The organism is Catellatospora sp. NPDC049133 (assembly GCF_040648455.1).
GTDB lineage: Bacteria > Actinomycetota > Actinomycetes > Mycobacteriales > Micromonosporaceae > Catellatospora > Catellatospora aurea.
On record NZ_JBEZDT010000008.1, the window covers coordinates 220,165 to 244,441 of the forward strand.

Annotated in this window: 21 protein-coding genes; 4 read left to right on the top strand and 17 right to left on the bottom strand. The window is 71.7% G+C overall.

Translation table 11 applies throughout. The annotated features are described in order from the left end of the window. Position 1: 1 nt before the first annotated feature. Together AB0B35_RS11750 and AB0B35_RS11755 are read right to left on the bottom strand one after the other, a co-directional pair. Positions 2–370: an NADH-quinone oxidoreductase subunit A gene (locus tag AB0B35_RS11750; protein WP_360535562.1), complete on the bottom strand. Its 369-nt coding sequence runs from the start codon at positions 368–370 to the stop codon at positions 2–4. Between the two features lie 79 nt (positions 371–449). Continuing rightward, positions 450–1,718, bottom strand: coding sequence for a geranylgeranyl reductase family protein (locus tag AB0B35_RS11755; protein WP_361043783.1), 1,269 nt, complete (start codon positions 1,716–1,718; stop codon positions 450–452). Between the two features lie 260 nt (positions 1,719–1,978). Here AB0B35_RS11755 and AB0B35_RS11760 point away from each other — a divergent pair, with 260 nt between their 5' ends. Continuing rightward, positions 1,979–2,947, top strand: a complete 969-nt coding sequence (locus AB0B35_RS11760) for an LPXTG cell wall anchor domain-containing protein (RefSeq protein WP_361043786.1) — start codon at positions 1,979–1,981, stop codon at positions 2,945–2,947. A gap of 153 nt (positions 2,948–3,100) precedes the next feature. Here the strand turns inward: AB0B35_RS11760 and AB0B35_RS11765 are convergent, their stop codons facing one another. From AB0B35_RS11765 to paaA, 12 genes are all read right to left on the bottom strand, one after another. Further along, positions 3,101–3,382 (bottom strand): hypothetical protein, encoded by a 282-nt coding sequence (locus AB0B35_RS11765; protein WP_361043788.1) that lies wholly within the window; start codon positions 3,380–3,382, stop codon positions 3,101–3,103. A 49-nt stretch (positions 3,383–3,431) separates the two neighbouring features. Further along, complete coding sequence (locus AB0B35_RS11770) at positions 3,432–4,127, bottom strand: demethylmenaquinone methyltransferase (protein ID WP_203696104.1); 696 nt, start codon at positions 4,125–4,127, stop codon at positions 3,432–3,434. A gap of 54 nt (positions 4,128–4,181) precedes the next feature. After that, positions 4,182–4,991, bottom strand: coding sequence for a hypothetical protein (locus AB0B35_RS11775; RefSeq protein WP_361043791.1), 810 nt, complete (start codon positions 4,989–4,991; stop codon positions 4,182–4,184). Between the two features lie 181 nt (positions 4,992–5,172). Beyond that, positions 5,173–6,363, bottom strand: coding sequence for a cyclic dehypoxanthinyl futalosine synthase (gene mqnC / locus AB0B35_RS11780; RefSeq protein WP_361043793.1), 1,191 nt, complete (start codon positions 6,361–6,363; stop codon positions 5,173–5,175). A 182-nt stretch (positions 6,364–6,545) separates the two neighbouring features. Further along, entirely contained in the window at positions 6,546–9,881 is a 3,336-nt protein-coding gene (locus tag AB0B35_RS11785) for a hypothetical protein (protein WP_361043796.1), read from the bottom strand. A gap of 5 nt (positions 9,882–9,886) precedes the next feature. Next, positions 9,887–10,768 carry an IPT/TIG domain-containing protein gene (locus AB0B35_RS11790; RefSeq protein WP_361043799.1) on the bottom strand — a complete coding sequence of 294 codons (882 nt, stop codon included), beginning with the start codon at positions 10,766–10,768 and terminating at the stop codon, positions 9,887–9,889. 16 nt (positions 10,769–10,784) lie between these two features. Next, positions 10,785–14,069 (bottom strand): hypothetical protein, encoded by a 3,285-nt coding sequence (locus AB0B35_RS11795; RefSeq protein WP_361043802.1) that lies wholly within the window; start codon positions 14,067–14,069, stop codon positions 10,785–10,787. Between the two features lie 124 nt (positions 14,070–14,193). Then, entirely contained in the window at positions 14,194–15,243 is a 1,050-nt protein-coding gene (locus tag AB0B35_RS11800; RefSeq protein ID WP_360535546.1) for a 2Fe-2S iron-sulfur cluster-binding protein, read from the bottom strand. Between the two features lie 10 nt (positions 15,244–15,253). Next, complete coding sequence (gene paaD, locus AB0B35_RS11805; protein ID WP_361043805.1) at positions 15,254–15,724, bottom strand: 1,2-phenylacetyl-CoA epoxidase subunit PaaD; 471 nt, start codon at positions 15,722–15,724, stop codon at positions 15,254–15,256. Positions 15,725–15,758: 34 nt separating this feature from the next. Next, on the bottom strand, positions 15,759–16,457 hold the full coding sequence (paaC, locus tag AB0B35_RS11810; RefSeq protein WP_361043807.1) for a 1,2-phenylacetyl-CoA epoxidase subunit PaaC: 699 nt from the start codon (positions 16,455–16,457) through the stop codon (positions 15,759–15,761). Beyond that, on the bottom strand, positions 16,454–16,738 hold the full coding sequence (paaB, locus tag AB0B35_RS11815; RefSeq protein WP_361043810.1) for a 1,2-phenylacetyl-CoA epoxidase subunit PaaB: 285 nt from the start codon (positions 16,736–16,738) through the stop codon (positions 16,454–16,456). Before paaB ends, paaC begins: the two co-directional genes overlap by 4 nt. Further along, positions 16,735–17,757: a 1,2-phenylacetyl-CoA epoxidase subunit PaaA gene (gene paaA, locus AB0B35_RS11820; protein ID WP_361043813.1), complete on the bottom strand. Its 1,023-nt coding sequence runs from the start codon at positions 17,755–17,757 to the stop codon at positions 16,735–16,737. Before paaA ends, paaB begins: the two co-directional genes overlap by 4 nt. A gap of 337 nt (positions 17,758–18,094) precedes the next feature. Between paaA and AB0B35_RS11825 the strand changes: the two genes are divergently transcribed. Together AB0B35_RS11825 and AB0B35_RS11830 are read left to right on the top strand one after the other, a co-directional pair. Continuing rightward, the gene (locus tag AB0B35_RS11825) at positions 18,095–18,991 is read left to right on the top strand and encodes a hypothetical protein (protein ID WP_361043815.1); all 897 of its coding nucleotides are present in this window, start codon (positions 18,095–18,097) and stop codon (positions 18,989–18,991) included. A 54-nt stretch (positions 18,992–19,045) separates the two neighbouring features. Continuing rightward, the gene (locus tag AB0B35_RS11830) at positions 19,046–19,990 is read left to right on the top strand and encodes a hypothetical protein (RefSeq protein WP_361043818.1); all 945 of its coding nucleotides are present in this window, start codon (positions 19,046–19,048) and stop codon (positions 19,988–19,990) included. Positions 19,991–20,121: 131 nt separating this feature from the next. Here AB0B35_RS11830 and AB0B35_RS11835 read toward each other — a convergent pair whose 3' ends face one another. Together AB0B35_RS11835 and AB0B35_RS11840 are read right to left on the bottom strand one after the other, a co-directional pair. Beyond that, positions 20,122–20,973 (bottom strand): menaquinone biosynthesis protein, encoded by an 852-nt coding sequence (locus AB0B35_RS11835; protein WP_361043923.1) that lies wholly within the window; start codon positions 20,971–20,973, stop codon positions 20,122–20,124. Positions 20,974–21,046: 73 nt separating this feature from the next. Continuing rightward, entirely contained in the window at positions 21,047–21,616 is a 570-nt protein-coding gene (locus AB0B35_RS11840; RefSeq protein ID WP_361043821.1) for a metalloregulator ArsR/SmtB family transcription factor, read from the bottom strand. A gap of 134 nt (positions 21,617–21,750) precedes the next feature. Here AB0B35_RS11840 and AB0B35_RS11845 point away from each other — a divergent pair, with 134 nt between their 5' ends. Then, on the top strand, positions 21,751–23,787 hold the full coding sequence (locus AB0B35_RS11845; RefSeq protein ID WP_361043824.1) for an AAA family ATPase: 2,037 nt from the start codon (positions 21,751–21,753) through the stop codon (positions 23,785–23,787). Between the two features lie 63 nt (positions 23,788–23,850). Here the strand turns inward: AB0B35_RS11845 and AB0B35_RS11850 are convergent, their stop codons facing one another. Further along, positions 23,851–24,048, bottom strand: coding sequence for a hypothetical protein (locus tag AB0B35_RS11850; protein WP_361043826.1), 198 nt, complete (start codon positions 24,046–24,048; stop codon positions 23,851–23,853). Between the last annotated feature and the right edge of the window lie 229 nt (positions 24,049–24,277).

Consider the following 24,277-nt stretch of genomic DNA (forward strand, 5'->3'; position numbering starts at 1 on the left):
GTCAGTCCCAATCCAGGCCGCCGCGACGCCACACGTAGGCGTACGCGACGAACACCGTGCCGATGAACAGAAGCATCTCGACGAAGACGAACCACCCCTGGAACGCGTCGAAGGTGACGGCCCAGGGGTAGAGGAAGATGATCTCGATGTCGAAGACGATGAAGAGCATCGCGGTCAAGTAGAACTTGATCGGGAAGCGTCCGCCGCCGACCGGCTGAGGGGTCGGCTCGATGCCGCACTCGTAGGCGTCGAGTTTCGCCTTGTTGAAGCGGCGGGGTCCGATGAAGGGCGCGGCCGTGACCGAGAAAAGCCCGAAGGCCGCGGCCAGCGCGAAGAGCCCAACGATGGGCACGTACGCGGAGAGCGACACCTGCCTACGTCCTTTCTTCCCGGTTGGTTAGTGTTTCGCCTGCTTGCAGCTCGGATTATGATCCTCGCCCCGCGGCCCGCTACACCGCGGGTGCCACGCGGGACATGGCATTGATGATCCGGTCCATGGAGTCGCCGCCCCGCGGATCGGTGAGGTTCGCCAGCAGCTTGAGCACGAACCGCATCAGCGTCGGGTGCGGCATGCCGTGCTTCGTAGCCACCTTCATGATCTGCGGATTGCCGATCAGCTTCACGAAGATCCCGCCGATCCGGTAATAGCCGCCGAACCGGCGCTTCAACTCGCTCGGGTAGGCCTGCAGCGCCAGCTCCCGGGCCGGGCCCGCCGGGCGCGCCAGGGCCTGGATCAGGACCTCGGCGGCCAGCTGGCCGGACTCCATCGCGTACGCGATGCCCTCGCCGTTGAAGGGGTTGACCATGCCGCCCGAGTCGCCCACCAGCATCATGCCCCGCGTGTAGTGGGGCGTGCGGTTGAACCCCATCGGCAGGGCCGCACCGAGGATCTTGCCGTCGGCGTTCTCCTCGGTCAGGCCCCACTCCTCGGGCGTGCTGCCGATCCAGTCCGTGAGCATGGTGCGGTAGTTCGTCGCCTGGTAGGCCTTGGAGGAGTTCAGCACGCCCAGGCCCACGTTCACCCGGCCGTCGCCGAGCCCGAAGATCCAGCCGTAGCCCGGCAGCTGCGCCGCGCCCGCCTCCCGGCTGCGCAGTTCGAGCCAGGACTCCAGGTAGTCGTCGTCGGCCTTGACCGGGCTGTGGTAGTAGCGGCGCACCGCGACGCCCATCGGGCGGTCCTCGCGCTTGGCCATGCCCAGCGCGAGCGCGAACCGGCCGGAAACGCCGTCGGCGGCCACCACCAGGTGCGAGCGCAGCGTCCGGTCACCGTCGGGGGTGCGCACCTCGACGCCGACCACGCGGCCGTCGGTGTCCAGCACCGGGCCGGTGACGTTGTGGCCGGTGCGCAGGTCGGCGCCCGCGGCGACGGCCCGCTTGGCGAGCATGTCGTCGAAGTCCATGCGGGTGCGCACGAGGCCGAAGTCGGGGAAGCTGGCCAGGTCGGGCCAGTCCAGTTCGAGCCGTACGCCGCCGCCGATGACCCGCAGTCCCTTGTTGTGCAGCCAGCCGGCTTCGGGGCTCACGTCGACGCCCATGTCGATCAGCTGCTTGACCGCGCGCGGGGTCAGTCCGTCACCGCAGACCTTCTCCCGGGGGAACTCGGTCTTCTCCAGCAGCAGCACCTTCGCACCGTGCTTGGCAAGGTGATAGGCAGCGGCGGAGCCACCCGGACCGGCTCCAACGACGATCACATCCGCATCGACATCGGTCGGTGTCATGCTCACCTCCACCTCGGCCTTAACGCTCGTTCGGGGCTCGTGAAAGTCTTCACAAGCAAGTCCGGCGAGCAGTCTAGAACTGCATCAAGGACCCGTAGTGGTTAGGTGAACCTAAGTGAAGATCTGTGGCAGCCGGAGTGCCGTTTCCGATTTGTCCGCCCAAGAGGGCCGAGACATTCACAGACACCCCTGTTTGACGGCCTCTGACCTGGTCCTTTACGATTCGCGCGCTCACCCCCACCCCTTTCTGGAGTTCCCCCGTGCACGTCGTACCCGGACCCCGCCTCGCCCTTCGGCTCGGCACTGTCGCCACCGCCCCGCTGGCCGCCGCCGTGCTCGGCCTGGCCACCCCGGCCCTGGCCGAACCCGCCACCCCGTCGGCAGGCGGTCCGGCCGCCGCCGCCGCCGCCCCGGCACCGGTCCGCGACATCGCGATCTCCGCGACACCGACGTATGCCCAGATCAAGGTGGGCGAGACCGCCAAGATCAAGCTCACCGTCAAGAACCTCGGCGCCAACAATCCCGTCGAGCCGTACTACGGCTTCCTGACCACCACCGGCATCCAGGTCGTCGCCACCCCGGCCGAGTGCGTCGAGTACGACGCCTCCGGGCTGGCCGACGAGGCCGCCGCCGCGGCCGCCGCGGCCGAGCCCGAGTTCGGCTCGTACTTCGACTGCACGCTCGCCCAGCTCAAGGCCGGTGCCACGGTCACCAAGGAGATCACGGTCAAGCTGACCAAGAACTCCGAGCAGGGTCTGTTCGCCTTCGCCGACGACTGGGCGTACGAGCAGAACGGCGAACTGGACGCCGACCCCGACAACAACTACGTGGACGTCACCGTCCGCCCGGTCGCGGTGACCCCCACCCCGACCCCCACGACCAGCCAGAGCCCGTCGCCCAGCCCGTCGGCCTCGACGAGCCCGTCGGCGTCGGCCAGCCCGTCTGCCTCGATCAGCCCGTCGGCGTCGGCCTCGGCGAGCGCGTCGCCGACCGCATCGGTGCGCCCGACCACGTCGGCCGGCGCTTCTCCGACCGGCACGCCGTCGGCGAGCGCCTCCGCGACCGCCACCGGCACCGCGACGGCCTCGGCGTCCCCGACGAGCAGCACGCCTGCCGGCGGTGAGCTGCCGCTGACCGGCACCAAGATCTACACGGTGGCCGGCATGGGCGCCGCGATCCTGCTCGCCGGCGCGATCCTGATGCTGATCGGCCGCCGCCGCCGCGCCTGACCGTCCAAGATCTGTTTTTGTGGACGCTGGACGCCCCCACAGGGGCCGCGGGCGTCCACAAAAACAGATCTTGATTCGCCGGCCGCCACATCCGGGCTGTGGTTCGGAGGGCGGCCGGTCGGCGCTCGGCGGCCGAAGCCGGATCGCCGGTGATCAGTGAGCGTCGCCGAGGCTCCCCGACCCGCCTGCAGGCGTGCCGTCGGACGCGAGCACGCCGTCGGGCGTGGACGTGCCGTCCCGCGCAGGCGTGCCGCCGGGTCCGGATGTGCCGATGGACGCGGGCTCGTCGGGTACGGGTGCGGGCGTGGGTTCGCGGGCCGCGGCGCGCCTGGCCGCGGTGCGGCGAGCCGCCTCCTCCAGGTCGGCGACGCGGACCGGTGGTTCGCCGTAGCCGCCGCCGAGGACGCCGATCACCGCGCTCTCGTCATACCGCATAGATCGATCGTGCGGCGGCGCGGTGGGCCGTGTCCGGCGAACGCCCGGATCAGGCGGGCTTGACGGCCCGGTGCAGGGCCACGATGCCGCCGGTGAGGTTGCGGTACTTCACCTGCGACCAGGCGTTCTCACCAATGATCTTGGCGAATTCGTTCTGGTTGGGCCAGGCCCGGATGGACTCGGCGAGGTAGACGTACGCCTCGGGGTTGCTGGACACCTTGCGGGCCACCGCGGGCAGCGAGCGCATCAGGTACTGCAGGTACACGGTGCGGAACGCGCCGTTGACCGGGTGCGAGAACTCGCAGATCACCAGGCGGCCACCGGGCTTGGTGACCCGGGCCAGCTCGCGCAACGCGGCCGGGGTGTTCGCCACGTTGCGGATGACGAACGACGTGGTCACCGCGTCGAAGGTGGCGTCGGGGAACGGCAGCGCGAGCGCGTCGCCGGCGACCAGCGGCACGTGCGGCCGGTCGCGGCGGCCCACCGCGAGCATGCCCAGCGACAGGTCGACGCCGACCACGTACGCCCCCGAGCGGGCCAGCTCCTCGGTGGAGACACCGGTGCCCGCGCCCAGGTCGAGCACCTTCTCGCCACGCTTGAGGTTCAGCGCGGCCCGGGTGGCGCGACGCCAGCCCTTGTCCTGGCCGAACGACAGCACGGAGTTGGTCTTGTCGTACTTCTCCGCGACGCCGTCGAACATGGCGGCGATCTCGTACGGCTCTTTATCCAGGTCTGCGCGGCTCACATCGCCACTCTGCCAAACGCCGTCCGGGCGCGCTGCGGCGGCCGCCACACTGCGCTACCTGATCACCTGTGTGGCGTCCATGTCGACGCCGCCGTCGCCGTCGTCTTCGTCCCGTCCGGCGCGGACCCGCCACAGGTAGACGGCTCCACCGAGCCCGACCAGGCCGAGCAGCACGATCCCGAAGCCGACCAGCATCATCCCGCTCAGCAGGGAGTCGCCCGAAGCCGCGGGGGTCGAGGGCTCGGCGACACCCGGCCCGACCGGCTCCTCCTCCGTCGGCTCGTCCGTCGCCTCGGGCGTCTCACTCGGCGTCGCCGACGGGCTGGCCGACGGCGAGACGGAGGGCGACGGCTTCACGGACGGCTTGGGCGAGGCACTCGGCAGCGGCTTGGTGACACCGTTGAGCACGATGCTCGTGGAGTTGTTCCCCTTGTTCGCGTCGCATTCGCAAGCCACCCGGAACTCGCCGGGTGCTGTGATCTTGCCGTTGATGCGCAGGTCGAGGTTGCGCCGCACGAACGGCCCGCCGGGCGCGACGATCGCCGCTCGCCAACCGGCCCCTATCTGGCAGCGCGCCGTGGTGCGGGACGCATTGAACTGGCAGTTCGTCCCACCGCCCACCTGGGTGATCACTGAACCGGCCGGCGCGCGGTAGAACAGGGTCACCTGCCCGGCATCGAGCGGCTTGTCGCCCTTGTTGGCAAGGCCCACGGAGACGCTCACCGTTTGACCGATGTCGCCCTTCTGGTCGTCGGACTGCACCGCGACATCGGCTCCGTCCGCCCACGCAGGGGACGCGAGCAGACCCAGCCCGGCGACGAGTGCCGCCAGCACTGCCGCAAGCCTGATCACGTGCCGCTTCATCGCCGTCCTCCTACGGGTCGCCAACCCCGCACGGTAACCGCGCGTCCGGGGGTCGCCCATAGGCCGATCAGTCACGCACCGCGTGGGCTTGATCACGAGTTCGGGTCGGGAAGCCAGGTTCAACCCGACTTCCCGACCCGAATCAGCGATCTTCGCCCGCGACTGGCGCGACCGGTCCGCGTCAGCGGGCCTCCACCAGGGGGAGCTGCTTGCCGACGCCGCCGCCCTCGATGGCGATCGAGGAGAAGTGCGAGGTCACGCGCTCGTCGGTGGGGTCGTCGGCGGGGGTCCAGTGCACGTTCAGGTGCCGGTACAGCGTGTCGCGCTGGGCCGGGATGCGCCCGGCGGTGCGGATGAGCTGGACCAGGTCGTGCAGGTTGGACCGGTGCTTGGCGCCCGCGGAGGAGATGACGTTCTCCTCCAGCATGATCGAGCCCAGGTCGTCCACGCCCATGTGCAGCGCGAGCTGGCCGACGTCCTTGCCGGTGGTCAGCCAGGACGCCTGCAGGTGCGCCACGTTGTCGAAGAAGAGCCGGGCCACCGCGATCAGGCGCAGGTACTCCAGCGAGGTCGCCTGCGTACGCCCCTTGAGGTGGTTGTTCTCGGGCTGGTAGGTCCACGGGATGAAGGCGCGGAAGCCTCCGGTGCGGTCCTGCACCTCGCGGATCATGGTGAGGTGCTCGATGCGCTCGGCGTTGGTCTCGCCGGTGCCCATCATCATGGTCGCGGTGGACTCGACACCGTGCCGGTGCGCCACCTCCATGACCTCCAGCCAGCGTGCGCCGGACTCCTTGAGCGGGGCGATCGCCTTGCGCGGCCGGTCGGGCAGCATCTCCGCGCCCGCGCCCGCGATGGAGTCGAGGCCGGCCGCCTTGATGCGGATCACGGCGTCCTCGATGGAGACGCCGGAGACCTTGGCCATGTGCAGGATCTCGCTGGGCCCGATCGAGTGGATCATGAGCTGCGGGTACGCCTGCTTCACCGAGGAGAACAGGTTCTCGTAGTAGTCCACCCCGTAGTCAGGGTGGTGGCCGCCCTGCAGCATCACCTGCGTCGCGCCGAGTTCGACCGCCTCGCCGCAGCGGCGCAGGATCTCGGCGGTGTCGTGCGTCCAGCCCTCGCTGTGCTTGGGGGCCCGGTAGAAGGCGCAGAACTTGCACGCCGTCACGCAGACGTTGGTGTAGTTGATGTTGCGGTCGATCAGGTACGTGACGATGCCGTCCGGGTAGCGGCGGCGGCGCACCGCGTCCGCGGCCTCACCGAGCGCGTGGAACGGCGCGTCGGTGTACAGCAGCAGCGCCTCCTCGGAGCTGATCCGGCCGCCGTCCGCGGCCCGCTGCACGATGCTGTCGATCTCCCGGTTCGCAGTCACGCCACCGAGACTATCGGGTCGCCGCCGCGCCGGGTCTGGCTGGTCCGTCACAGCACCCGCGGCGAGCCACGGACGGCCAGGTCACGGCCGTTTCATGATCGGTCGACTTGCCAGGCACCTGGCCGAAAGCGGCTCCAAGATACGCACGGATGCCTGGCAGTCGGTGGATCAAGGCCGGGCGGTCACAACCGGATGACGTCGCTGTAGACCAGACGTCCGCCGCCCGCGTGCTGCTCCTGCTCCACGATGACCAGCCGGTATGCCCGCAGCAGGCGCGAGGTGGGCAGCCGCAGCGTGCCCGTCCACAGCGTCGTCCCGCCGGGCTGCGCCGCAGCGGTGAGCCGCTGACCGTCCGCGGGGCCGACCACGGTCCAGTCCAGGTCGCCCGGGTTGAGCCCGGACGCCGACTGCACCAGCACCGACATCGCGTTCGGCTGGCCCGGCGCCGCGGCGGTGCCCGACGGTGAGCGTCCCGCCACGGTCACCGTCACCTTCGTCAGGTCCAGCAGCTCCGTCACGGCGGTGGCGGTGCGGTCCGGGGCCAGCTGAACCCATTCCACCTGGGCCACCGGCGACAGGTGCAGCCCGTCCAGCGAGTTCGGCTGGTAGCGGGCCAGCACCAGGCTCACGAACGGCTGGTGCTGGCTGCCCGGCGGCAGCACGATGTCGCAGGCCCAGCGCTTGCGTTCGGTGTCGAAGACGACGTCGTGCGCGGCGACGGAGACCCTGCGCTCGGGCAGCTCGGCCGGCACGATCCCCGCCACCCGGGCCTTGGCCAGCGTGAACTCGGTCGCGGTGGGGAACTCGGTGGGTGTCGCGGTGCGCGCGGTCACCGGGTCGGCCGCCCGTCTGGTCACGATCGTGCGCAACTGCTCGTCGTCGCCTGACACGCTGCCGTCGGCCAGCACCACGGCGAGCTGCTCGCCGACGCCGGAGGAGTACCAGCCGCGCTCCAGGAACACGCGCAGGCCGCCGCCGGAGCGCGCCCGGGTCCGGGTGCGGCCGAGATTGGCCGACGACTCGGTCCAGCCGAAGGTCGGCACGATCCAGGCGGGCTTCGGCGGCAGCGGCCGGGCGGTGCTCGGCAGGTCCACCACCAGCGGCTGGCCGGAACTAGGCCGGCTCACCGGCAGCGCCACGAGCGCGACCTCGACGGTGGCGTTGTTCGGGATGGTGCCGCTCGGGATGCGTGCGATGGTGCCCTGCGCCTCGTCCACCGTGTAGTCGATGGTCCGGCGGTACGTGAGTGTGCCGTCCAGCGAGCGCACCACGTCCGTGCCGGGCGCGATGCCCGCCCGTGCGACCTGCGTCGGCGTGGTGCCGCGCAGCACCACCCGGCCGCGCTGGGTGAAGTACTCCATGTACCGGGTGGTGCCGGTCAGGGAGTAGCTGACCACGCGGCGGCGGGTGTCGCCGAAGCCCTGCGTCGTGGTGAAACGCACCTGCGCGCCGGTCGCCGGGTCGGGGTCGTACCCGACGGTGAGCTCCGGCAGCGGCCTGCCCTCGGCGGCCAGCACCTGCGGGATCGCCCGCCGGACCCGGTTCTCCGGGCCGGCCGCCTGCTCGATCGGGTCGTCGAGCGGGTCGGTCCAGGTCGCGGTCATGGTCAGCGTGCCGGTGCTGGGCCGGTGCACGGTCGCGGCCACCGCGAGATCCTGCCGGTGCGAACCCGGCTCGCGCGGCTCGTCGGCGTCGACGAAGGCGACCGTGTCGAGCACGGGCGCGGTCACCGGCACCCGCACCGCGTTGACCAGGGTCAGCATCCGGTACGGGGTGATCTGCCAGCACTGCCCCGCGGCCGTGTCGGCGCGTACCGCCGCGATCGTCGAGGCGGACGCGCCACTGTCGGCCAGCCAGCCCAGGTGGCCCAGCAGGGCCAGGTCGGCGTTGTTGAGGTAGCTGCTCAACCGCACCTCGCGCCGCTCGCCGCGGGGCACCGGCACCGTCAGCACCCGCAGCAGCGCGTTCCACTGCGGCGTGCCCGTGCCGTCGATCAGCTGGAGCCGAGCCGCCCGCACGTTGGGCCAGGACTGCCCCGCCGCCGGGTCGAAGGCCACCTTGACCAGGCCGCCGGGCAGCCCGGCCAGCGCGAATCCGCGCGAGATCGGGTCGGCGAGCCAGCTCACCGGCAGCGTGGTGCCCGAGTAGTAGCGCTGGCCCGCCCGATTCGGGTCGGCGGTGCCGACGGCGGCCAGGTCCGCGGCGTCACGCTGGGCGATCAGGGAGTACCGGCCGGGGTCCGGCACGCCCTGCCCGTTGTCGAACCCGCCGTGCTCCTCGCACAGCTGCTGGTTCACCTTCGGCGGCGCGAGATGCCGGGTCGAGCCGGTGCCCAGGATCGGTGCGAGGATGCTGCCGATGATGCCGCCGGGCCACGGGTCGGGCCGGATCACCAGCGTCTCCAGCGACTCGCCCTCGGTCATCGGGGCCTGGGCGACGACCACGGGCGACGAGATCGGCTCGAAGCGCAGGTACTTCGCGGGCGGCGCGGACCCGGCGGGCACCGCCCGGCTGAAGTCGGCCGAGGTCGGCTGCAACGGCTCCACGTGGCCGGCCGCGTTGACGATGCGCAGCTGGAAGCGGTATCCGACACCGAACCGCAGCCGCGGCAGCGAACCCGGCTTGGCGGTGAAGCCGACGGAGAACCCGGGCAGGCCGGGGCCTTCGGGCGCGTTCGGCACCCGCCCCTCGTCCTCGGTGACCACCGGCTGGCCGGGCCGGGGCGCGACCAGGCTCCACCCGGTCCAGCGCACCAGCGACTGGTGCAGGTACAGCGTGTCGTCCGGCTCGGCCTGGTCCCGGGCGGTCGCCGCCATCGAGATCGGGCCCTCGTCGTCGTGCGTGAAGGTCGTGCCGCCGGGCAGCCGGTACGTGCCCCGGCGCGCGCACAGCGAGTGCCAGCGCCCGGTCCGGTCGTCCCACACGTCGAGCACGTGGCCGAGCACCGCGTGCCGGGCGTCGTCGACTGCCTGGTCGTCCGACGCGGACACCAGGTCCTTGCCCGAGACCAGTCGTTCCCGCAGGTCCACGGCGCGGCTCTGCTGGGCCACGCAGATGCCGGCGTTGCGCAGCGACGGCAGCGACAACCGGTTCGGCAGCGAGACCGGCGGCAGTTCGGGCGGGTTCTTGGCCGCGGCGGCGGCGTTCTCGCGCTCGGCGTTGACGACCTGGCGCGCCAGGTCGAGCAGGCGCGTCCCGGCGCTGTCGGTGTCCAGTTCGGTCACCGACAGCTTCGTGGCGGCGGCGTCGACCCGTCCGTCGGCGAACAGCGAGAAGCGGGTCGGCGACAGGTACGCGGGCACCGTCACCGCGGGCCGGTCGACCTGGGCGTCCGGGAGCCGGGTGGCCCAGGCCGGCTTGGCCTTGACGGTCACCGGCCCGGCGTCGGCCGGGTCGATGCCCGACCCGGCGAGGTCGACCTCGATGACGCGGATGACGCCGAGGCGGCGCAGCATGACCGGGTAGTCGGCCATCGCCGCGAGGGCGCTCTGCACGTCGAAGGTGGGCTGCTGCGGCACTGATCTCACCTGGGTCCGGGAACGTAGTAGGTGAACTTGGCATCCGGCGAGACCGGGCTGGTGCCCTCGTTGGTGGTCACCCGGACGTCGACCTCGACGTCGTCGAAGCCCGCCCGGGGCGAGCGGCACTTGACGGTCTGCTCGTCGACCACCTCGACCTCGGTGGCCAGGTTGCTGCCGAAGGTGACCGTGATCGGCTGGAAGAAGTTCTCGCCGGTGATCGTCACGAGGGTGCGCCCACCGACGACACCGGTGACCGGGTCCAGATTCGTCACCACGGGCGGATCCGTCGGCAGGGGCGGGGGCGCGGAACCGGGGCGCGGCCCGTAGAGGAACTCCAGCGGCGCGAAGGCCGAGAACGGGTCGTCGGCGTCCTCCTTGGGACCGTCCGACCACAGGTCCTGCAGCTCACCCCAGTTGATCGGGTCGAGTGCCGCCTTCAGCGCCTGGAAGACCTCGTCATCCTGCAGCTCTTCCAGCGTCGGGAACTGGGTACGCGACTCCGTCAGCACCCTGGTGTGCAGCTCCTTGACGAACCGCACCACCTTGGCCACCGGGTACGAGTAGATCCGCGCCTCCGACCGGTCCACCGGCACGTACGGCGTGACCTGCATGGTGTGCGGGAACAACTGCTCCCAGGTGGCGTCGTCGTACCCGGCGGCGGGCACGACCTCGGTGCCGGTGAGCACCGCCTCGGTGTCGCCCTGCTTGAGGGTCACCTGCCAGGTGGGCCGGATGTCCGGCCAGTCCCGCACGTCGGGCCAGTTGTCCAGGTCGTCGGTCGCGTCACCGCCCAGCCGCGGGCTCACCAGCACGGCGATGCGCACCTTCGTGCCGGTGATCCCCTCCGGCAGCGGTGTGCACAGGAACGTCTCGGTGAAGGGCATGTCCCACTCTCCTCGCTCAGGCGGTGGCGAACGCCGCGCAGTACGCGGCCCAGTCGCCGGCGGTGATCTGCTGGCCGAACGTCGGGTCGGGCCCGCCCGCGAACTCCTTGCGCATCGACACGCTCACGTCCGCGCTGAAGACCAGCACCTCGACCCGGATCGTCAGGGTCGCCTCGCCCTGCACCCGGCCCGGCGGCGCGGGCAGCGGCTCCGGCACGGTCTCCTTGACGTAGGTCAGTCCCAGGTAGAACTCGACCGTCACGTGGATCAGCCCGAGCACGTCCAGCTTGCCCACCGCGCGGACGTAGCCGGTGATGACGAACGTCTCCCCGGCGGGCGCGGCGTTGCTGCCGTCGGAGGACTGGCGCTGGGCGTACTTGAAGTAGATGCCGGCCATGATGGAGACCGAGCCGCTGGCCACACCGAAGTCCAGCGCGACCGCCGCGCCGAACTCCAGCGCACCCTCGATCTGCTGTACGCCGCGGGTGCCCATGCCCAGCGCCAGGAAGCCGCCGCCGCCGAACGCGCTCACGGTGACCTGGAACGGGTTCTCCCGGGTGGCGAAGCTGAACGTCAGGATCGCCTGGTCGCCGTTGAACGGCAGGTCGAACAGGATGCCGATGGACATGTTGCGGATCAGCACCACGCCGATGGCCACGGCCGGCAGCGCGATGGTGAGGCCCGCCGTGACGCCGCGCGGGCTGATGTCCAGCTTCACGCCGCCCGGCAGCGACGGCAGCAGGCTGCTCAGGTCGTTGAGGAAGCGCAGGTCGCCCTGGAACTCGGTGCGGCCCATCTGGATGTCGATGCTGGGCTTCGCGCCGTCGCGGCTCTCGAAGCGCAGTTTGGCGACCCGCTGGCTGATGAAGCCGCGTGCTCCGGTGCCGACGAAGTTGAGCGTGAAGTCGCGCAGTTCGCCGGTGACCTTGCTGCTGGTCGCGCCGGTGGACAGGTCGGTGTGGAACTCGGCCTTCAGTTCCAGCCGCTTGTCCGCCTCGGCCGTGGACGGCACGAACAGGTTGTCCAGCGCCGTACGCAGCAGCGGTTTCCAGGTGATGACGGTGTCCACGGCCTGCGCGGTGCGCACCGTGATCACCTTGGGCACATGATCGCCCTCCAGCGCCCGCGGCTGGGAGATCACCGGGGCGTTGCCGTCCACCACCTCGCGCAGCGGGATGCCGCCGAGCAGGGTGATGTCGGGCAGTTTGAAGTACTCGTCGGGCCGGAAGTCGCCCTTGGCGATCGCGGCCGGGTCGGCGATCGGGCCGAACGCCCGGGACAGGCCCTGCACCGACAGCTGCGGGGCGGCCAGCCCGCCGCCGGTCTGCTGGGGCACGGCGAGTTTCGGCGGGGCCGAGACGGTCGCCCACACCTCGCCGGCGTTCGCGGTGCCGCCGAAGTTCCCGCCCAGGTACTCGGCGGCGTACTCGATCGCGGCGGTGCCGCCCGCCTCGCCGCCGACGGCGTCCAGCGCCTCCAGGCGTACCTGCGACTTCGCGGCCTTGGTCGCGGCGGCCCGGCGACCGGCGGCGACCGGCGCGGCCACCGGCAGCGCCGCCGAGTACGGCATCTCCACGGTGCCCATCGTCGGGAACGCCCCGAGCAACCGCTTCGTGTACAGGTCCGCGGAGGACAGCGTGCCGTCGGTCGGCTCCGCGAGGATCTCCACGTCGAACGTCGGCAGCGCCGGGTCCTCCGGGCGGGCGTTCGCGGGCAGGTCGGCGGCCTTGACCGCCTCGACGAACGCCAGCCGTTGCCCGGCCAGGCGCAGGGTGCGGTCGCCCGCACCGGCCCCGTTGTAGGCGTTGACGATCTCGACCATCTTGGCCCGGTCGTACGCCGTTCCCGTTGCCTGCGGCGCGTTCGGGTCGTCGGGGATGTTCGGGTCGTCCAGGTCGCCCGCCGGCACGTAGATCATCGGCAGATCGGCGGTGACCACCCGGCCGGTCCGGTCCGTGAGCTGCAACTGGTAGCGCAGGCGCGTCCGGTCGCCGGACTCGTCGCGCACCTCGATCCAGGTCGCGCCGCCACCGCCGATCGGCGTCTGGTCGGCCAGCAGCGGCGGTGAGACCAGGGTGGTCGTCACCGCCTTGACGAAGGCCAGGTTGCGGCCGTCGTTGGGCTGGTCGGGCCGGTCGAAGGCGACCTCCGGTTCGCGTACCACGATGAAGATGCGCTTGCGCAGGATGGCGATGCCGTCGTCGATGACCCGCTCAGTGATCTTCACGCGGGTGGCCCGGAAGCCGAACGGGAACAGGAACCCCGGCTCCTCGACCTTCACGTAGTTGTCGCGGCCGAGGTAGGAGCGGTGCCGCCAGGCCACCACGTCACCGCGGGTCGGCCAGGCCCCGGTGATGTCCAGGCTCGCGCCCATCGCCGACACCAGCAGCAGCGACGCCTGCGCGGGAATGTTCACGCCGTCGGTGAGCGTGGTGGTCGCGTCGACGAGCCGGGCCCGGTCGGCCGGGGTGAGCGCGACGGTGTTCTCCGCCAGCGCCCACGGCGCACCGGTGATCGGCCCGTCCCGGTCGGTGTTCCAGATGGCCCGTACGGGCACCGGCAGCGGCCGCTCGTCGGCGGAGCCGTTGGGCAGGCGCTGCGCGATCGCGCGGGCATGCCACAGCTCGCTGCGCCCGTTGCGCGTCACCGGGATCCGCGACGCGGTGAACGCGGCGCTCGCGGGCGGGGACAGCAGCAGCCGGTACGGCGCCTCGATGGCGGTGACCCCGGGGGCGGGCTGCGCGGACGGGGTGGCCGTGCCGTTGGCCGCGGCGCTGACGGCCAGCGGGAACGCGACCAGGTTCAGCAGGGTGCTGAGGTTGTACGGGACCGGCGCGGAGCCCGGCGGCACGGTGAAGACCAGCCGGCTCGGCCCGGACACCAGCACGGGCACCGGCTCGTCCGGCGCGTCCACTCCGCCGCCGTCGTCGAAGAACGCCTGCTCCAGCAGGCTCTGCGGGCCCAGGCCGAGCACGATCTGCCCGGCGGCGGACGAGTCGGTCAGCACCAGGCGGGCGGGCTGGCCGAAGCTCGGCGCGCGTACCTCCAGGTTGACGAACGAGAAGCCGAGCAGCAGCCCGTCGTCGCCGCGCGCGACCAGCAGGCTGCCGGGTGGCGGCACCGACTCCAGCAGCGGCGCGAGCAGGTTTTCCAGCAGCGCCAGCGGCTGCCGGGGGATGCCGTCCAGACCCAGTTTCGCGGCGAGCGCCACACCGCCGCCCGCGGCGACCAGGCCGAGCAGCTTGCGTCGCGCGAACGTGGTCGGCGCAGCGGGTTCGTCGCGAACTTCTTCCTCGGGCATGGCTGTCCCATTCGGCCGCGCAGGATCACCGGTGATCTCCGGTCATCTGTGTTGTACGCGGCATTTGCCCGATTTGGAATGCAACACGCCCGACAGCCTGATCGGGAAACGACGGCTATGCCCGTCAGGCGTCGAAGTCGAGCACCAGCTCCTCGCTCGTGGGGCTCGACTGGCAGGTCAGCACGTATCCTGCGGCCACCTCGTCGGGCTCCAGCGCCCAGTTCGCGGCCATCTGCACCGCACCCGAGACCACCTTCGCACGGCAGGTCGAGCAGACCCCGCCCTTGCACGCGTACGGCAGCTCGCCACGGTGCCGCAGCGCCGCGTCCAGCACCCGCTCGGACCGGTCCATGGTGAAGTCCGTCGACCGTCCGTCCAGGACGATGGAGACCTCCACGTCCCCGCCCGCCACGTCGGCGACCGGCGGTGGTGGCTCCTCGGCGTGGAACAGCTCGACGTGCACCTTGCCCGGCGCGTCCACCGCCGCCAGCGCCTCCCGCGCCGAGCGCACCACGCCCAGCGGCCCGCACAGGAACCACTCCTGCACGCCGCCCAGGTCGAACTCCTTGAGCAGCGTGGCCACCCGGTCGGCGTCCAGCCGGCCGGTGAGCAGTTCGCTCGGCTGCGTCTCCCGGGACAGCACGTGCACCAGCTGCAACCGGCCCGGGAAGCGGTCCTTCAGGTCGGCCAGCGCGTCGGCGAACATCACCTCGGCGGCGCTGCGGTTGCCGCAGACCACCGCGAACGTGCTGCCCGGCTCCGTCTCCAGCGCCGTGGACACCAGCGACAGCACCGGCGTGACGCCGGACCCCGCCACGATCGCGCCGTACCGCCGCGAGCGGGCCGGGTCCAGTTCGGTGGTGAACCGGCCCAGCGGAGGCAGCACCGGCAGCGTCTCGCCCGCCGCGAGCGCCTGCGCCCGGGTGGAGAAGACCCCGCCCGGCACGCGCTTCACGCCGATCGTCAGCGTGCCGCGCTCGCGCAGCTGCGCGGGCGTCGAGCAGATCGAGTACGAGCGGCGCAGCTCGTCGTCCAGGCGTACGGTCACATGCTGTCCCGGCCGGAACGCGAAGGCCGGCCGCAGCTCGGCGGGCACCGCGAAGGTCAGCGCCACCGCGGACGGGGTCAGCTGCTCGACCGCGGTGACGGTCAGCTCGTGGAAGGTCGTGCTCACAGCGGCGTGCTCACAGTTTCTTGATGGCGTTGAAGGGTTCCAGGCAGGAGCGGCAGCTCCACAGGCTCTGACACGGCGTCGAGGCGTACCGGCTGATCTGCAGCACGGGCGTCGGCCGGCCCTGATGCCCGCAGCGCGGGCAGGTCGGCGTGCCAGACGGGCCCGGCGCGGCGATGCCGGTGCGCTCCAACGCCGCCCAGCCCGACTCGGTGATCATGTCGGTCGACCAGGCCGGGCTGAGCACGGTCTTGACCTCGACGTCGGCGTACCCGGCACCGCGCAGCGCGGCCCGGATGTCGTCGCGGATGGCGTCCATCGCCGGGCAGCCGGAGTAGGTCGGCGTGATCGTCACGACCACCCGGCCGTCCTCGGCCGTCTCCGCGCCGCGCACGATGCCCAGCTCGCCGATGGTCACCACGCGCAGCTCCGGATCGGGCACCGCACCGGCGATCTCGGCGATCTCGGCCTGCGTCGTGGTCATCACGGCCTCCTCCCCGCCCGGCCACCGGCCGTGGTCACCACTGCGCTCCGGGGTGTGCCCGGTGGAGTGACTGCATCTCGGCCAGCAGGTAGCTCAGGTGCTCGGTGTGCCGTCCGGCCCGGCCGCCGTCCGGCCGCCAGCGGTCGGCGGGCCGGGTCAGGCCCGCCTCCGCGAGCACCGGCTCGACGATCGCCAGCCAGCGGTCGCGGATGCCCTCGGTCAGCTCGTGGCCGTACGGCCACAGCCCGTCCAGGCCCTGCTGCACGCGGCGGTGCGACTCCTCGGTGCCGCCGCCCAGCCGCAGCATCCACTGCGAGGCGTGGTCGAGGTGGTACGTCGACTCCTTGACCGCCTTCGCCCCGATGGCCGCGGCCTGCTCGTCGGAGCCCGCCGCGAGGTCGGTGTAGCGCAGCAGCTGCGCCGCCGACAGCATCAGCAGCCAGCTCATCGTCCAGCCGAAGTCCAGGTCGCCCCGGCCCGGCCCGAGCGGCAGCTCGGCCAGCAGGCAGTTGCGGAACCGGTGGTCGTCGCGCCGGTACGCCAGCTCGTCCTCGTCGCCGACGGCGGCCAGCAGCATCCGGGCCGCGCCGAGCTGGTCGAGGGCGATGTTGGCCAGGGCCACGTCCTCCTCCAGCGTGGGCGCGCGCGACACCCACTCGGCCAGCCGCTGCGCCGCGATCAGCGCGTCGTCCCCGAGCCCTAGCAGTTCGACTCCGGTGGCGGTCTCACTCACAGGTGAGCCACCCCCTCCGGCAGCTCGTAGAACGTCGGGTGCCGGTAGATCTTGTCGGCGGCCGGGTCGAAGAAGGAGTCCTTCTCGTCGGGGCTCGACGCGGTGATCTCCGCGGCGGGCACCACCCAGATCGAGACGCCCTCCTGCCGGCGGGTGTAGAGGTCACGCGCGTGGCGCAGGGCCATGCCCGCATCCGGTGCGTGCAGGCTGCCGGCGTGGGTGTGCGCCAGCCCGCGCCGCGGCCGGACGAACACCTCCCACAGGGGCTGATCAGACGTCACGCCGATACCTTTCTGTTCTTCGCCGCGTACGCCGCGGCCGCTTCGCGCACCCACGCGCCCTCTTCGTGCGCCCGGTTGCGGTGCGCCAGCCGCTGGCGGTTGCAGGGGCCGTCGCCCTTGACCACCCGCATCAGCTCCTCGAAGTCGGGAGACGTGTAGTCGTAGTGCCCGCGCTCTTCGTTCCACTTCAGGTCCGGGTCGGGCAGGGTCACGCCGAGGATCTCCGCCTGCGGCACGCACATGTCCACGAAGCGCTGGCGCAGCTCGTCGTTGGAGAAGCGCTTGACCTTCCAGGCCATGGACTGCGCCGAGTGCGTGGAGTCGGCGTCCGGCGGGCCGAACATCGCCAGCGACGGGTACCACCAGCGGTCCACCGCGTCCTGCGCCATCGCCCGCTGCTCCGGGGTGCCCTGGGCGAGCACGTACAGCGACTGGTAGCCCTGGCGCTGGTGGAAGGACTCCTCCTTGCACACGCGGATCATGGCGCGGGCGTACGGCCCGTACGAGCAGCGGCACAGCGGCACCTGGTTCACGATCGCCGCGCCGTCCACCAGCCAGCCGATCGCGCCGACGTCCGCCCAGCTCAGTGTGGGGTAATTGAAGATCGAGCTGTACTTCTGCTTCCCGGTGAGCAGCGCCGCGTCCAGCTCGGCCCGGCTGACGCCCAGCGTCTCCGCGGCGGCATAGAGGTAGAGCCCGTGTCCGGCCTCGTCCTGCACCTTGGCCAGCAGGATCGCCTTGCGCCGCAGCGAGGGGGCGCGGCTGATCCAGTTGCCCTCGGGCTGCATACCGATGATCTCGGAGTGCGCGTGCTGGGCGATCTGGCGGATCAGCCCGGCCCGGTACGCGTCGGGCATGGCGTCCCGCGGTTCGATCTTCTGATCGGCGGCGATCACGGCCTCGAACGACGCCTCGCCGTCCAGCGCCCGGTCGGCGGCCTCGCGCAGCGCGGCCTCGGCCTCCTCGACCTCGCCGAGCAGGCTCTCCGCGCCGGCAACGCCCGGCATACCCGTCTCCATGCGGCCAGTGTTACAGCTTCGCGCGTATCGGCGCAACAACTGTCACAACCAGCGCTCCCGTGCCCGCCCCGACGTGACCTGCATCACCGCTGGCACGGGGAATGGGCGCGAGCAAGACTCGGATATGGCAGCTCAGCGCGGTGCGACCTACCGTTGCTGCCAATCCGGGACCACCCCATACCCGGGCGACCCACGACAATGCCGTCGAACGGGAGCAACTCTCGACATGCGCCGCCGTACCCCTCTCACCGCCGCGACGATCGCGCTGGGCGTTCTGGTCCTCGCGCTGGTGGCCCCTAGTGCCGCCGCCGCTCTCACCGGCTCGCAGAATGTCCGGGTGAGCGCAGAAGCAGGCGACACCCCACCCCCGGCCGCCACCGCCGCGCCCGCCGCGGCTCCGTCGGCCGCCACGGCCCCTGCCCCGGCCGCGAGTGCCGCGAAGCCCGCCGCCGCGAAGCAGGGCGGTGCCGCCCGCGCCGCCGAGCGGCCGAGCCGGTCGCTGACCGCGGGCCGGGTCAACCTCGCCTTCACCGGCGACTTCATCGGCTACGCCATGCTCGACCGGCACACCGGCGAGATCATCGCGTCCCGCAACGCCACGCAGACCAGCAGCACCGAGTCGATGATCAAGGTATGGCTGGTCGCCGACCACCTGCGCCGGGCCGCCGAGTCCGGGCAGACCGTGACGCCGCAGGAGCTGTCCGACGCGAGCGCCGCGATCAGGCACTCCGACGACCGCGCCGCGCAGGCCCTCTACCTGTCCGGCGGCGGCAACGAGGTCGTCCAGCGGATGATCGACATCTGCGGCCTGACCGACACCACCCTGTTCGACCAGTGGTGGAGCCGCACCCAGATGTCCCCGCGCGACGCGGTCCGCCTGGCGCAGTGCGTCGCCGACGGCACCGCGGCGGGCCCGACCTGGACCGGCTGGGTGCTCTCCGAGATGCGCCAGGTGACCGGCACGACGGCCGCCGAGGAGCAGTTCGCGACCACGGGCGGCGGCCGGTGGGGCATCATCGACGGCGTGCCGGACACCCTCGCCCGCACCCTCGCCATCAAGAACGGCTGGACGGCCATCGGCGCCGACAGCAACTGGCACCTGAACTGCCTCGCCATCAGCGATGACTGGATCATGAACGTGATGACCCGCTACCCCGTCGAGAACGGCCTGCAGTACGGGGCCGACGTCTGCGCCTCCGTGGCGCGTCAGCTGGTGACGCCACCGCTGACCTGACCCGGCGGACCACCCCTCCGCGCCCCCGCCTCCCCCCTCACGGAGTTCCCCCTCATGACAGAGCTGTTCTCCCGTCGACGCGTGCTGCTGACCGGCACCGCCGGACTGGCCGCCCTGACCGGTGGCGGTTTCTGGCTGGCCGGCCGCGGCGGCGACGCACCAACCGCCGCCGCCAACTGGCAGGACCCGGCCGTGTCGCCGAGCGCCTCCGCGAGTCCGGAGTCCGCGCTCGCCCGCAGCGTCCCGGTGCAGCCCGGACGGCCGGGACTGGCGCACGCGGAAGTGGACGTGCTGACCGCCCCGGAGGCGGGCGCACTGGTCACCGTGAAGACCAGTGCCTGGTGGAGCTGGGCGCTGATGGACCGGAAGACCGGCAAGATCGTCGGTTCGAAGAACTTCAACCAGACCAACATGACCGCCTCGATGATCAAGGCGTGGCTGGCAGCCGACTACCTGCGCCGCGCCGCCGAGGCGGGTCAGACGCCCAGCTCGACGCGGATGAACGAGATCCGCACGATGATCCGCGACAGCGCCAACGGCCCCGCCTCCACGCTGTACGCGGAACTGGGCCGCTCGGCGACGATCGCGCGCCTGATCGACGTCTGCGGGCTGACCGACTCCAAGGCGGGCGACGGCTGGAGCACCACCCGGCTGTCGGCCCGCGACACCTGCCGCATCGCGCACGCCATCGGCACCGGCCGGGCCGCCGGACCCACCTGGACCAGCTACCTCGTCGGCGAGATGCGCGCGGTGCGCGGCACCGGCGACTTCGGCATCCGCAAGGCGTTCCCGGCCGCCGAGCAGTCCCGCATCGCCATCAAGAACGGCTGGGTCGACCGGCAGGCCACCAGCGAGTGGAACGTCAACTGCCTGGCCCTGGGCGACGACTGGACCATGGCCGTGCTGACCCGCTTCCCGCTGAGCACGTCCTGGACCCACGGCGGCGAGATCGCCAAGTCCGTCGCCACCCAGCTCCGCACCAAGACCGAACTGGTCTGACCCCCGCCCCGACGCCCAAGGTCACCCGACTTGCCAGGCAGGTGGGCTTGTTCGCGCTCAAGATACGCACAGGTGCCAGGCAAGTCCGACGAGCGAGGCGGCGGAGCCGGCGCGGCCACCCGCGAACCGGGTCAGAGTTCCATGAACTCCGGGCCGCCGTCGGGCAGGGCCGGGGCGTGGCCGGCCAGCGCGGCGCGGCGGGCGAACTCGCGCAGCCCGTTGATCTGCCGACCGCCCAGCGAGAAGTCCAGCACGCGGAAGTACGAGGCGAGCGTGGCGGCGTCGAAGGGCTCCCAGCGGGCCGCCGACGCGGCGACCTCGTCCAGGTTGTCCACGCACAGGTCGCGCGAGCGCAGGAACGCCTGGTGCACGTCCTTGACCAGGCCGGGGTGCGCGGCGGCGAAGTCGCGGCGGACCGCCCACACCGCGAACACCATCGGCAGGCCGGTCCACTCGCGCCAGGCCTGACCCAGGTCGGTGACCGCCAGCCCGCGCTTGGGCGCCTCGAACAGCGCACGCAGCGCCGTGTCACCGATGAGCACCGCCGCGTCGGCCTCCAGCAGCATCTGCGTCAGGTCGGGCGGGCAGGTGAAGTAGTCGGGGCTCGCGCCGTAGCGCTCCAGCAGCAGCATCTGCGCGAGCAGCACGCTGGTGCGCGAGGTGCTGCCCAGCGCGACCCGGGTGCCGTCGAGTTCCTGCAGCGGCTTGGTGGACACGACGTTGACCGACAGCACCGGGCCGTCCGAGCCGACCGCGAGGTCGGGGAGCAGCAGCAGTTCGTCCGCGTGGCGCAGGTACTCCACCAGCGAGATCGGGCCGATGTCCAGGTCGCCGGCGACCAGTGCCTCGCTCAGCCGGTCGGGGGTGTCCTTGCGCAGCTCGACGTCGATCAGGGCGCCTGAGCGCATCAGTCCCCAGTAGATCGGGAGACAGTTCAGGAACTGGATGTGCCCTACCCGGGGACGCCGCACCGCGTTCATGATCAGGGAGCCTACCCGCCGCGGGCGACCGTTCGGGCGGTGCCCGCGGCGGGTGTGACCTGTGTGGCGTGTCCGGTCAGTCGACCGGCACCGCGCGTATCTGGCAGGTGACCCGCCGTGCGTCGCCGGGCACCTCCTGGCGCTGGCTCACCTTGTACGGCTCCAGCAGCTCGGCCATCTTGTCGGTGAGCGCGGTCAACTCGTCGGCGGTGATGACGATGCCGAACTCGCTCATCAGCGCGGCGTCGTACCACTGCGTGGTCTCCTCGTGCGAACGCGACAGCCACCGGCGCACCCGCTCGTCGCCCTGGGCCAGGAAGACCCCGGCCACGGCGCTCTCGGCCGCGCGGGCCTCGGAGCCGCCGTCCGGCCCGATCTCCAGGGACCAGCCGCGGGTGCGGGCCCGCCACACCCGTTCCCGGCCGTCGCCCCGGCTCGGCGCGTCCTCGATCAGTCCCGCCTTGGCCAGCGCCCGCAGGTGGTAGCTGGTCGCACTGGGGGACAGGCCGACCATCTCCGCACACTCGGTGGCCGTCGCGTCCTCACCGGTGGCGGAGAGGTGATCCATGATCGCAATACGGGCCGGATGCGCCAGCGCCCGCATCACCGACGGGTCGGTGATCTTCAGCAGTCCCTCAGAGCTCACCGGTAAAGAAAATCACGTGACTGCCCGTCGATGACAGCTACCATGGTCGGTCGATTGTGAAGGGCACTGCCGACAGCGCTTATCTTCCAAGCGCAGCGCCGGGCGGCCGATCTTTCTCACCCGAGAGGACGGCCATGAGCGCCGAAGCACCGACCGCCCCCGAGATATCCACCACGATCGCGACCTCCGACGAGCTGGCCGCCGAACGCGCCCACCTGGTCACCTCGCGCGCCGCGTTGAAAGCCATGCGGGAGCGCGCCGAGCAGCTGTTCTCCGTCGGCGACCAGGTCGCCGGGGACGCGTACACCGCCGAGCAGCTCGGCCGGCAGATGGCGCAGCGCATCAAGGAACTCTCCGACGACCCGGCCGTACCGCTGTTCTTCGGCAAGCTGACGATGGGTGCCGAGCGCTGGCACATCGGAAGGCGGCACGTCTCCGACGCGGTCGGCGAGCCGCTGGTGCTGGACTGGCGCGCGCCCATGTCGCGGCGGTTCTACCAGGCCAGCGTCCGTGATCCGCAGGAGGTGGCGGTCCGGCGCCGGTTCGGCTGGTCACCCGCCGGAGCCGGTGGCACCACGGCACTGACCAGCTTCGAGGACGAGCACCTCGACAACGGCCAGGAACTGGGCACCGACAGCGCCATCCTCACCGCTGAGATCGAGCGGCCCCGCGTGGGCCCGATGCGCGACATCGTCGCGACCATCCAGCCCGAGCAGGACGAGCTGGTCCGCGCCGACCTGGAGGACACCATCTGCGTACAGGGCGCGCCCGGCACCGGGAAGACCGCGGTCGGCCTGCACCGTGCCGCATACCTGGTCTACCTGCACCGGGAGCGGCTGCGCCGATCCGGCGTGATGATCATCGGCCCGAACCGCGCGTTCCTGCACTACATCTCCGCGGTCCTGCCCGCCCTCGGCGAGCTGGAGGTGTCCCAGTCCACCGTCGCCGAGCTGCTCGACCACCTGCCGGTCCGCGCCGAGGACGACGTCGCGGCCGCCACCCTCAAACACGACGCGCGGATGGCGCAGGTGCTGCACCGCGCCCTGTGGGCCCGGATCGCCCGCCCCGCCGGCCCGATCACCGTCTCTGACGGCTCCTACCGCTGGCGCGTCGACGAGGGCGTGCTGCGCCGGGTCGTCGACGAGGTCCGCCGCGAGCAGCCGCCGTACGCGCTGGGCCGCGAGCGGGTGCGCGCCCGGGTGGTGGGGCTGCTGCAACGGCAGTCCGAGGCCCGCCGCGGCGACTCCCCGCCGGACTCCTGGCTGCGCAAGATGGGCAAGGTCAAGGCCGTCGCCGAACTGCTGGACCACTGCTGGCCCGCGGTCACCCCGCAGCAACTGCTGGCCGACCTCTACACCGAGGCCGAAGCGCTGAGCCGGGCCGCCGACGGGCTGCTCTCTCCCGACGAGCAGGAGTTGCTGCACTGGCCGAAGCCACCGCGCAGCCTGCGTACCGCCCCGTGGACCGCGGCCGACGCGGTGCTGGCCGACGAGATCGCCGGGTTGCTCGATCGGCCGGCCGGGTTCGGGCACATCGTCGTCGACGAGGCACAGGACCTGTCCCCGATGCAGGCGCGGGCGCTGGCCAGACGCAGCGGCCACGGCTCGCTCACCATCCTCGGCGACCTCGCCCAGGGCACCACGCCGTGGGCCGCCCGTGACTGGCGCGACATGCTCGGCCACCTGGGCCGCCCCGACGGCCGCATCGTGCCGCTGAGCACCGGCTTCCGGGTCCCTGCCGCGGTCGTCGCACTGGCCAACCGGCTGTTGCCCGCCCTGGACGTGGCGGTGCCACCCGCCCGCTCGCTGCGGCGCGACGGTTCGCTGGAGGTCACCGAGTCGGCCGACGTGGTCGCCGCGGCGCGGATCGCGCTGACCAGGGAGGGCTCGGTCGGCGTCATCGCCGCCGACGCGGCCGTGCCGGGTGTGCTCGAAGCCCTGCACGCGGCCGGTCTCGAACCGTCCGACCTGGACGGTGACGGCCGCCTCACCGTCGTGCCCGCCACCATGGTCAAGGGTCTGGAGTACGACCACGTGATCGTGCTCGAACCCGCCGCCATCGTCGCCGCCGAACCCCGCGGCCTGCACCGCCTCTACGTCGCCCTCACCCGCGCCGTCACCAGCCTCATCGTCCTGCACACCGAACCCCTCCCGGAACCGCTGCGCGCCTGACGGGAACACGGGAGCCCCGCACGACCGGTCGTGCGGGGCTCCCGTGTTCCGTTCATGACGGCGCTAAGCAGCACGCGGCTTGGCCTCCCACGGCTTGTCCATGGCCTCCAGCCTGCTGACATGTGCCCAGTGCTGCCGGGAGGCGGCGACGCGGCCTTCCGCATCGGCACTCTCCGCCCAGCCACGAACCTGGGCGATGTACTCCTCATGATCCGCGCGCATGAACGCATGTAGCGCCGCGATGTGCTCATCCACGTTCACGACCGGCCTCCAACCTCTCGTCGAGCCTGCCTAGCTCGAACTGGTCATCCTCGATCTGCCGACGATGAAACGCCAGGCCAGTCTCGTACTGGCTGATCATTCACGGTAGCGATGCATTCGTGCGGTGAGCTCGATCCGAGCGAACTCGTCTCTGACCCGGTCCTCGCGCAACCCGTCACCTCCCCAGGGACACCAGACAGCCTATCGACTTCTGTCGGCCCGAGGACGG